Source organism: Chrysiogenia bacterium, from assembly GCA_020434085.1.
Taxonomy (GTDB): domain Bacteria; phylum JAGRBM01; class JAGRBM01; order JAGRBM01; family JAGRBM01; genus JAGRBM01.
The window spans coordinates 1-10,017 of the sequence record JAGRBM010000271.1 but is presented as its reverse complement, the minus strand read 5'-3'; the positions used below and the strand labels follow the sequence as shown (position 1 = coordinate 10,017).

The following is a 10,017-nucleotide window of genomic DNA, read 5'->3' as shown; positions in this document are numbered from 1 at the left end:
CCCTGGCAGTCGGACATGTACGACATGGCCCACACCATTCGCGAAGTGGTCGAGCCCGCCGATCACCCACGCATCGGCGGCTTCAACATCCTCATGCAGGCCTACTACTACGACAACCAGGTGATGAATCTCGACGGGATCGGAAACGATCCGGTCTTCGCGCGCATCAAGGATCATACGCTCGGGGACTATATCGACGAGGTGGGGCTCGAGTACATCGTGGACTGGGACTACTACATCAAGAAGCGCCACGCCCCGCACCTGCCCGAGGACTTTGCGAGCCGCCTGGAACCGGTCATTGAGTGCGGCGGCCCCGGATCCCTGCGCAAGTGGAAGGGTCCGCTGACGCTCTACCGCATCCTGCCCAGGGGCCAGACACCCGGCAATGCGAAGCCGATGCAGTGCTACCGGCCCGAGTAATCGGCACGCTCACCCAGCCAGTCCAGCAATGAAGAAACGTCGGTGATCTTTCCGGCAAATCGCTCCAGCACCAGGTCGTGCGCGACGCGCGCATTGAGCGCTCCGTCGAATCGCGCGCCGCGCTCTTCTCCCGCGAAACGAATCAGCAAGGGCACGCGCCTGTCGTCATTTTTCTTGGTCCGAAATTGGTGGTCCGATGTCACGATGACGTCGGTGATGCCCGCCAGGTCGCTGCGATCGAGCGTCGCGAGCACTTCGCCCAACGCGCGGTCCATGAGTTCGAGGTTGTCTTCGTAGCTGCCCTGCCGGTCGAGCACGTAGCGGTCGGCGCCGGCATCCCAGATTCCCGGCAAGTGGGGCACAGGATAGTGAACCCACACGAAGTCGATGGACGGGTCCGCCGCCAGTGCCAGCGCGCCTTCGTGAATCGACTCCAGTTCGGTCTTGCGCAGCCGCGAGTCTTCGAGAATCCCGCCGCCCAGGCGGTAGACCAGCGGAAAACTCTGCAGCAGGCGCTGCCACTGCATCTCCCAGGCGCCCATGCCGCGCCCGTCCAGCAGCGGCGGCGAGAGATGATCGCGGCAATAGGAAAGCTGCGCCGCGAACTGCCGGCAGTAGGGGTGGTGCCAGCCCTCGACGCCAACCCGCGCCCCCTGATCGTGAAGCATTTCGAACAAGGTCGGGACTTGGCTCCATGGCACGTAGTCCTCTGCCCCCGCGAATTGCAGCAGCATCCGGTCGCGGGCAACCGGCATCGCACTGAGCACTTCCCTGCCCGAAGTGTACGCCGGAATGGAATAGGCCGTGGCCGGACCGGGCGCAGCAGCATTCGTCAGTTGCACGGCCCGGGCAGCAAGCGCGTCGATTGCCGGCAGGGAAATATTCGGGCTGCGATGCTCGAAGATCAGCTCGTAGTCCGCTTCGTCGAAGAGCAGCCACAGCATCCGCCGCGAGGGCGCGGGCGCATCCGCGTCCTTCACCAGGTAGCCCGACGGATCATGCGGTGCTTCCCAGGTAGCAGCATTCCAGAGCGATTGTCCGAACGTAACAGGCACGAACGCCGCCGCCATCGTAAGTGCGCCGAGCACGGCGCGAACCAGCGATTCGCGCCGCTTGAGCAGCAGCCAGACTCCCAGCGCGAGACCCGCAAGTCCCGCCCCCAGCAGCCCTGCCTTGCCGAACACGCGAACAAGGCTTCCGAGCGCCAGCGCGTCGATCTGGATACGGATTCCGTTGAGCGGAATCACCAGCAGAAGCAGGAACACGGCTTCGGTGAAGGCGCTTCGCTTGAGTGCGCTGGAGACTCCGAAGAAGATCGCCGCCAGCAACACCACACTTATTGGCAGAAGCCAGTAGTGAATCCGTGGCGGCAGCGCCGCGAAATAGTAGAGGTTACGGCCACCGATCGCGCTGGGAAGAAGCTCCGCCCACACCGGCAGGAACCAGAGATTGCCAAGCGAGAGACAGATCAGTGCGCGTCTGGCCTGGGCGCTCACTGGTTCAATTGCTCCGACGTCGCATCAGATAGAGCGCGCGCGTCTGGCCGATTTTCTCGCTCCGGGCGACTTCAAAACGCGCCTTCCATGCAGCCTCAAATCGCTCGGGGGTGAGACCGGCATGGAGATTCTCGCGCCCGCGTACAATCCGGCGGAACATGGGGTCTGCGGGATCCACATACTCGATCACAACGGCGTCCGTGCTCAGCTCTGCAACCACGTCGACAATTTCCTCGAGGGGCACGCGCTCGGACACCAGCATGTGGTGCACCACCGCGAGCATCAGCACGAGCTCGAAGCGGCCTGCCGCGCGCTCGAGAAAGGACGCGCATTCGGCGTTGCGCCAGCCGAGTGCAGGTGTCGGTTGCGCCAGATTGACCACGAGCGGCTGGATGTTCAGCGATTTCCCGCTGGCCCGCCGCCAGGTCATCCCAACGACGACGGGGTCGAGATCGATGCCCACCACCTGCGCGCCGGCTTTTGCGGCGATCTCGCTGAAATGCCCCGTGTTGCATCCCACATCCAGCACGTGCGCGGGCCCAACGCTTTTGAGCGCATCGCCGACGAAGGCTTCCTTCGCCGCGAATGTTTCGGCCTCGTAGTGACCGGGTCGCGTCTCCATATAACCCGACCAGACCGAATCCCTCGCTGCCTGCGGCGCGACGCGCGTGAGCTTCTTCTTCAGCCCGCGCAGCGCGAAGTCCAGGATAAAGCGCGCCTTCTTCGGATCGTTTTCCCTTCGGGGCGAATAGAGCTGCTCGCCTTCCTGCTCGGCCTTTCCTGAGAGCCAGGTGGGCATGCTCACCAGCCCCAGGGCCGGCGGTCTCACACGCCCCCACCAGCCCAGCATCTTGTAGAGTTGCGCGGGTTCGATTCCGTCGCGGTGCACGAGCAGCGCCTCATGGGGAGGCAGTCCCAGACGCTTCCACGCCAGAAGCGGCAGCAGAAAAGTCCGCGCGAACTGGGCCTGCGCCAACCAGAGCGGGTCGAGCGCGTCGCGCTTCTCAAAAGAGAGCCAGTCGACAAAGACCGGCGCGGGACCATTGAAGAGCACGTTGTGGGGCGTGGCATCCTTGAGTCCGAAGCCCTCGCCCAGTGATTGTTCCATCAGATCGAGCGTCAGCACGCCCGCGGCATGCAGCATCTCGGGCGGCCACTCACCCGGATAGCTCGGGAACCAGATCGCGTCATGCTCCAGGCACATCGCGGGAGGACTCTCTGCAAGTCCTGCCGGCGCGGCATCGAGCCTGCGCGCACCGACGAGCTTGCCCTCGCCCGCCAGCTTCTTTGCGCAAGCGCTCGCGGCAAATGCCTCGAACTCCGCGGCACCCGATTCATTGAGCAAACGCAGCACACGATCACCGGCGCGTACGACGCGGCCGCCGGGATCTCGAAAGGAAGTTCGCTGGCTCTGGCTCAAAAGTTCCCGGGTTTCCTATTCGGCGGGTTTGTCCGGATCGGATGCTTCGTCTTCGGGCTGCTCGATTTCTCTGGGTTTGTAGAGCCCGAGCTTCCCGAGCACCAGAAGAATCTTGTCACGAAAGTAAAACACGCCGCCGACCGCGCCGGCAATCAGCGCCTGCAGGACGAGCGCTCCCGAGCCGGGATCGATGTAGGCGTGGGCCGCGGCCGGATACAGGCCGATCAGCAGCGCCAGAAACCAGGCGTCCTGACGGCGCTTCCTGCGCGCAATGATTGAAGGCGGTTCATTCATACAGTCGAAGCTGCCCCGGTTCGAATCCTTTTACTTATAGGGGTCATCCAGTCTCATTGGCAAGAAGCGCCTGCGAGGCAAGCACGAGTCCCTTGTCGCAACGGGTGTCGCCAGCCATCATCTAGCCGCGTCGGCCCCCAGCCGGGGAACCGGCGGCAGATCAACGAGCGGGAGAAGACCCCATGGCACACGACCCCTGGATGATTTACGGAGCCAACGGTTACACCGGCAAACTGCTGGCCGAGCTGGCGGTGGAGAAGGGCCTGCACCCGCTGCTGGCCGGGCGTTCCGAGAGCAAGATCCGCCCCATCGCCGAGAAGCTGGGTCTTGAATACCGCGCCTTCGATCTGGGCGATCCCATGGCGGCGGCCAAGGGGATCAAGGAAGTCGATCTGGTCATGCACTGCGCCGGCCCGTTCTCAGCGACCAGCGCGCCCATGGTAGAGGCCTGCCTCAAGACCGGAACCCATTACCTGGACATCACCGGCGAGATCGAAGTGTTCGAAGCCATCCACGCGCGCACGCAGGAGGCCAAAAAATCCGGTTCGGTGCTCATGCCCGGAGTGGGTTTCGACGTCGTGCCCTCGGACTGCCTGGCCGCCAGCCTGGCCAGGGCCCTGCCCGATGCGACCGAGCTCGAACTGGCCCTCGGCGGCTTCGGCACCGCCAGCGCCGGGACGGCAAAGACCGCGGTCGAAGGCCTGCCCAAGGGCGGGCGCATCCGCAAGAATGGCCGCATCATCAAGGTGCCCACCGGTCACAAGGCAAAAGAAATTCAGTTCTCCGACAAGCCGCGCTGGTGCATGGCCATTCCCTGGGGCGATGTGAGCACGGCCTACTACTCCACCGGCATCCCCAACATCACGGTCTACACCTCCGTGCCGCGGGCCATGTCCACGATGACGCGCCTCTCGGCGCCGTTCATGGGCGTCACCGCCCTGCCCGCTGTCCAGAATTTTCTGAAGAATCAGATTGAAAAGCGCGTGAAGGGCCCCGATGAGAAGCTGCGCCGCACCGGGCGCGTGCACCTGTGGGGACAGGTAAAGAACGATGCGGGCAAGGTGGTCACCGGCACGCTTGATTGCCCCGAGGGCTACCGCTTCACCGTGCTGAGCGCCATGGCCAGCGTCGAGCGCGTGCTCGCCGGCGAAGTGCCCGGCGGCGCCTGGACCCCCTCGGCCGCATTCGGCGCCGACTTCGTCACGCGGCTGCCAGAGACCGACCTGCGGGTTCCTACCTGAGAAGAAGATTTAACCACAGATGCACACAGATAAACACGGATAAGAAAAGAATCGGAATCGTTGCTCTCCATCTGTGTTCATCCGTGTTGATCTGTGGTTTCGGATTCTTCGCTTACGCCACTTCGTAAACTTTGACCGGGTAGTGGATGCCCTTGACGTTGATCTCTCCGCCTTCGATGCAGGGGATCTCTTCGCGCACGAGCGCCCACGTGGAGTGACTGATGAGGATCTTGCCGGGTTTGCACTCCGATTCGAGTCGCGCGGCCAGGTTCACCTGGTTGCCGATGGCGGTGTAATCCATGCGGCCGTCCGAGCCGAAGTCGCCCACCGTTGCGGTGCCTGTATTGATGCCGATGCGGATGTCGAAGGGGGCCTGAATGCCCTCGTTGTACCACTTGTTGGCCAGCTCATCCATGCGCGCCTGCATCTTCATGGCCATGCGCACCGCGCGCAGGGCGTGGTCCTTGTCCGTGGTGGCGTGGGGCGCGCCGAAGAAGATCATGATTGCATCGCCGACGAACTTGTCGATGGTCCCGCCGAATTCACCTGCAATGTCCGACATGGCCGAGAGATATTCATTGAGAATGCGCGAGAGGTCTTCCGATTCGAGTTGGTCCGCCGTCTCGGTAAAACCCTTGATGTCGGAGAAAAAAACCGTGAGCTTGCGCCGCTCGTGGGAAACGGCGGTGCTGTGTTCACCCGAGAGGATCTGCTCGGCAAGCTGCGAGGGGACGTAGCGACGGATCAGCTCGTTGGCCTGGGCCACCTCGAATTCGCGCTGACGGAACAGGCCGAGGATCTCCCTCGCAAAGACGTGCATCCCGCCCAGAAAGAAAATGGTTCCGACGATCGAGGTCTGCAGCAACAGTCCCGCATGCGGGCCGCTGTAGAGCCCGTTGCCAAGCCCCAGTGAGGCGCCGATGTGACCGGGCGGAATCCACCCGCTCCATTGCCCGAAACTCAGCAGCGCGTAGTCGAGGCTCATCAGGACCGTCATCACCACGGCCCAGTGCGAGGGCAGGTAGAAGACGGCGGCAATCACCAGAATCGGCAGAAACAGGAGCGAGTGATACATCACCGGCCCGAACTGCCAGATCGAGAACATCGTGACTTCGACATCGATCAGGAAAAGGATCGCGTTACAGATCCGGAACCACGAGGTCCGGCGCAGGACGTAATAGAAACCGACGTTCACGAGGGTGAAGGTCGCAGGCACCAGCACGAACCAGCTCACGACTTTGAGGAATACCAGCGAGATGATGACATTGAGCGCGTAGGCAAAGACGCGGAAGGTCTGGAGCTGCATCGTCCGGCGGCGCTCGACCTCGTCGAGGGTGCCGCGCACCTCCTCCGAGGCCGCGCCGATGATCCGCTGAAGCCGCGTCCAGCCAATGGCACGCGCCCCCAACGCGAACGCGAGGGGACAGTCCTTCCCCGTCTCCGCATCCACGGGAATGGGGACCGCTATCGCGGCCGGGTCGCGCGTTGTTTCGCTCATGCCGAAAGATTACTCCGACAACTGGGATGATAGGAATAGCGCGGAAGGTTCAGGCCAATATCGGGATTTTTTGCCACAGAGGGCACAGAGCCCACAGAGAGAAGAACAGAAATTGGCCACAGATGCACACAGATAAACACGGATTAAGAAGAGAGCTGAAATCCCTGCTCCCTATCTGTGTTCATCCGTGTTCATCTGTGGTTTCAAATTCTGCTCTGTGGGCTCTGTGCCCTCTGTGGCGAATCTTCCTAGAACAGACCCTTTACCAGGGTGGTGCCGCCCTCGACCATGATGGACTGGCCGGTGATGTAGCTGCCGGCCGGACTGGCCAGGAAGGCGAAGAGGTTGCCGATGTCCTCGGGCTCGCACACGCGGCCCATGGGCATGGCCTTGCCCACCATGGCCGGGTCGGTGATTCCCATGGGCTTGAGCACCTGCTTGCCCATGTCCGTGTTCACAAGGCCGGGCAGGATGTTGTTCACCCGGACGCGGAAGGGCGCCTCTTCGCGGGCGAGCATGGTCATCAGTCCCTCGAGCGCCGCCTTGGCCACGCAGTACGGGCCCATCTTCGCGCCGCGGGTCTCGGCCAGCACCGAGGAGATCATCACAATGAGCCCGCTCTTCTGCTCGTGGAAGATGCGCGCGGCCTCGCGCGCGCTGTAGTAGGCACCCAGCAGGTCGACGGCGAAGACGCGCTCGATCTCTTCGTCGGACGTGGCGCGCACGTTCACGGCCTTGGAGGAAATCCCGGCGTTGATGGCCGTGGCGTCCAGGCCGCCCAGCGCGTCGACGGCGCCGTCGTAAAAGGCGCGCACCTCACCCGAGTCGGCGACGTTGCACTTGACGGCGACCGCCTTCACGCCGAGCTTCTTGGCCTCGGCAACGACCTCGCCCGCCGCCTCTGCGTTGCTGTTGTATCCCACCGCGATGTCGGCGCCCGCGCGCGCGCACTGCAGCGCAATGCCGCGCCCGATGCCGCGGCTGGCTCCGGTGATGGCAATCTTCTGGCCTTCAAGGCTGTATGGTTTTTCCATGAGTCCCCCTCGCCGGCGCGCCGGCTGTCGTCTTCGTCGAGTTCGCGTGCGCTGTTATAGCGCCTCGCCCGCGCCATCGCGAGTCCCTTCGCGAATCGCGCCGGTGCCGCCATCGATCTCGAGCACTTGCCCGGTCTCGAAGCGGCCCATGGCGTTTTTGACGCCCATGACGGCGGGGATCCCGTACTCACGCGCCAGCAGGGCGCCGTGACTGAGGATGCCGCCGGTCTCGGTGACCAGCCCCCCCAGCAGAGGGAAGACGTTCGTCCAGCCCGGGTCGATGTTGCTGGCGACCAGGATCTCGCCGGGTTCGATTTCATCGAGATGCGCGAGCTCGCGCACGACGCGCACCGCTCCCCTGGCCGATCCGCGCGAGGCGCCGATCCCCGCGGCATCGGCGCTGTCCTGCCCGGGCCGCGGATCGCCCTCGACGATCTCGCCCTCGGTTTCGACATCGTCGAAGAGGTAGGTCGCGGGCAGCCGGTCCTTCCACTTGAGCCAGTGCGCGCGCCGCGCCTCGATGCGCGCGCGCAGTTCCTTGCGGTCGATTTTCTCCCCGCCCACGAGCTGCCAGAACTCGGCGTCCTCGAGAAAGAAAATCTCGCCGGGCTCCTTGAGATACTTCTTCTTCACCAGCCGGCGCCCCTGTTCGAGCACCAGCTTGCGGATATGAAGCAGCAGATAGTCCAGGTGGTAGCGCTGGTTCTCGCGGTAGCGGGTATATTGCTGGGTGAGTTCCATCAGGCGTTTTAGCGCCGCGCGCTTTGCCAGTGCCGCGGGCCCGCGCCCCAGCGCAGCCAGTGCCTGTTTCTCGGCGCGCCGGCGCTCTGCAATCGCGTGTTCTTCACGCGCGTCGGGATCGGGCGGTGCGCTCTCGCCGTGGAGCTGCACGCGCACAAAGCCCAGCACCAGCCCGGGCGTCTCGACCCAGCGTTCGGCCGCCAGTTCCCGCGTCGACGATCGGTGACCGTGCTTTGCAATGAAGGCGTCGAAGCTCGCCCAGAAGGGATCGCTCTTCGTCGCCTTTCGCAATTTCTCGTAGGGCTCCTGTGCCAGAATGCCCTTCCGCACTTTTTTGCTGCCTCGCGCCTCGATGCCGAGCCGCCAGATGTCGCGGTTGATCAGCGCGGTCTTCGTCTCCGGCAGCCCGCTCACCACCGTCTGGTAGAGCTCGCCGCTCTTGTCCCCGCACCAGCGTTTGAGCAACCCCTGCAATCCCGCATGAAGGGCCGGGTTGTGATTTCCCATTCCCCAGCGAATGACGCGAAAGTGTTCGATCCCCAGCGCGTAGACCTCGTCGAACTGACGCTTCCACTCTGATTCAGAGAGTTTCGTGTAGTCCTGCTTGAGCAGCGGCACGACCACCCGGTCGACGTTCGCGGTGTGGCGATCGAGCGCAGCGAGGTTCTTGTTCACCGGGCCGCGCGGGTCTTTGGTCGGCGCGCTCAGCATTCCCAGCAGGCGCCGCGGCTCGAAGGGCTGCGCCTGGATGTGTTTTTCCCAGAGCGGCGGGAACCACCCCATGGTATTTCCCTCGCGTGCGCTCTTTGGCACCGCGCGCAGCATCCGCGCCATGAACGCGCCGTTGAAGTAGCTGTAGCCCTCGTGGTTGCGCAGCGGCTCGACCCCCACGAGGTCGTGATGGCCCTGCAGCACGCAGATCTCCTTGAGGTAATTGTCGGAGATCCACTTCACCAGAAGGCCGCGCCCGAGCGGGAAGTTGTAGTCGGCCAGATATTCGTCACCGAACTTGCGCGTCCACACGTTCTTTGGATGGAGCGGCGGCAGCCCGGTGATGGGGCGCTGCTGCAGGAGGTAGAGCACGCCGTCCTCGATCGCCCATTCGAGGTCCTGACGGGGACCGATCTTTTCTTCCACCTGGCACGCGAGCTGCCAGAGCACGCGGAGCTGCGCATCACCCAGGCAGCGCGCGGCGCGGCGTTTTGCGCTCACGGGTCTCTCCGAGAGCCCGCCTCCCTTGAGCACCTGCATCTCGATCTTTTTGCCGCCCAGGTGTTCCTCGCGCAGCTTGCCGCTGCTTCGTTCCACGACCAGATGATCGGGGTGGGTTTTGCCCGAGACAATGGCCTCGCCCACGCCCCAGGCGGCATCGATGACGATCTCATTGGCGAATGCGCGGCGCGGGTTGGCGGTGAGCAGCACTCCCGAACACTCCGGGCGCAGCATCCGCTGGATCACCAGCGCAATGCCCACGTCGTGGCCGATCCCCTTTTTCTCGCGATAGGCGCGCGCGGCCTCTTCGTGGAGCGCGCCCCAGCAGGTCTCGACCGCTTCGAGAAACGCGCGCTCGCTCGCCACGCCCAGAACCGTCGTATAGACGCCGGCAAAGGAGGCTTCTTCGAGATCCTCGGCGGTGGCCGAGCTGCGCACCGCCACCAGGGGCGCGCCCCACTTTGCGCGCAGCTCTTTCCAGAAGGCGCGCAGCTCTTTGCTGAGTGCCGGCGTCATTTCACCGCCGTGGACGGCGTGGATTCCCGCCGGCAGGCACCAGGCCTCGGGCACGGGAAGTCCCGCGCGAATCAGTCGCACCAGGCCGCAGCCCTTGCCCCCGAGCACTTCGAGGCGCTCGGGCGTGTTCTCATTGAGCTCGATG

General features: G+C 64.0%; 8 protein-coding genes. 2 read left to right on the top strand and 6 right to left on the bottom strand.

Features of this window, described 5'->3' with window-relative positions; all coding sequences use genetic code 11:
• Positions 1-420 (top strand): hypothetical protein (locus KDH09_09185; GenBank protein MCB0219853.1); only part of this gene is annotated, 420 nt, incomplete at its 5' end.
• On the opposite strand, the gene KDH09_09180 is transcribed toward KDH09_09185, so the two are convergent.
• The 3 genes from KDH09_09180 to KDH09_09170 are packed head-to-tail and all read right to left on the bottom strand — an operon-like array spanning position 405 to position 3,630.
• Positions 405-1,916, bottom strand: coding sequence for a sulfatase-like hydrolase/transferase (locus KDH09_09180; GenBank protein MCB0219852.1), 1,512 nt, complete (start codon positions 1,914-1,916; stop codon positions 405-407). The genes KDH09_09185 and KDH09_09180 overlap by 16 nt on opposite strands.
• Positions 1,917-1,920: 4 nt before the next feature.
• The gene (locus KDH09_09175) at positions 1,921-3,336 is read right to left on the bottom strand and encodes a class I SAM-dependent methyltransferase (GenBank protein ID MCB0219851.1); all 1,416 of its coding nucleotides are present in this window, start codon (positions 3,334-3,336) and stop codon (positions 1,921-1,923) included.
• 15 nt (positions 3,337-3,351) lie between these two features.
• The gene (locus KDH09_09170; GenBank protein ID MCB0219850.1) at positions 3,352-3,630 is read right to left on the bottom strand and encodes a hypothetical protein; all 279 of its coding nucleotides are present in this window, start codon (positions 3,628-3,630) and stop codon (positions 3,352-3,354) included.
• A gap of 182 nt (positions 3,631-3,812) precedes the next feature.
• Between KDH09_09170 and KDH09_09165 the strand changes: the two genes are divergently transcribed.
• Positions 3,813-4,871 (top strand): saccharopine dehydrogenase NADP-binding domain-containing protein, encoded by a 1,059-nt coding sequence (locus KDH09_09165; protein ID MCB0219849.1) that lies wholly within the window; start codon positions 3,813-3,815, stop codon positions 4,869-4,871.
• Positions 4,872-4,983: 112 nt separating this feature from the next.
• On the opposite strand, the gene KDH09_09160 is transcribed toward KDH09_09165, so the two are convergent.
• The 3 genes from KDH09_09160 to KDH09_09150 all read right to left on the bottom strand — a co-directional run.
• Positions 4,984-6,369, bottom strand: a complete 1,386-nt coding sequence (locus tag KDH09_09160; protein MCB0219848.1) for an adenylate/guanylate cyclase domain-containing protein — start codon at positions 6,367-6,369, stop codon at positions 4,984-4,986.
• A gap of 248 nt (positions 6,370-6,617) precedes the next feature.
• Positions 6,618-7,403, bottom strand: a complete 786-nt coding sequence (locus tag KDH09_09155; GenBank protein MCB0219847.1) for an SDR family oxidoreductase — start codon at positions 7,401-7,403, stop codon at positions 6,618-6,620.
• A 54-nt stretch (positions 7,404-7,457) separates the two neighbouring features.
• The coding region (locus tag KDH09_09150) for a hypothetical protein (protein ID MCB0219846.1) at positions 7,458-10,017 on the bottom strand (2,560 nt) is incomplete at its 5' end.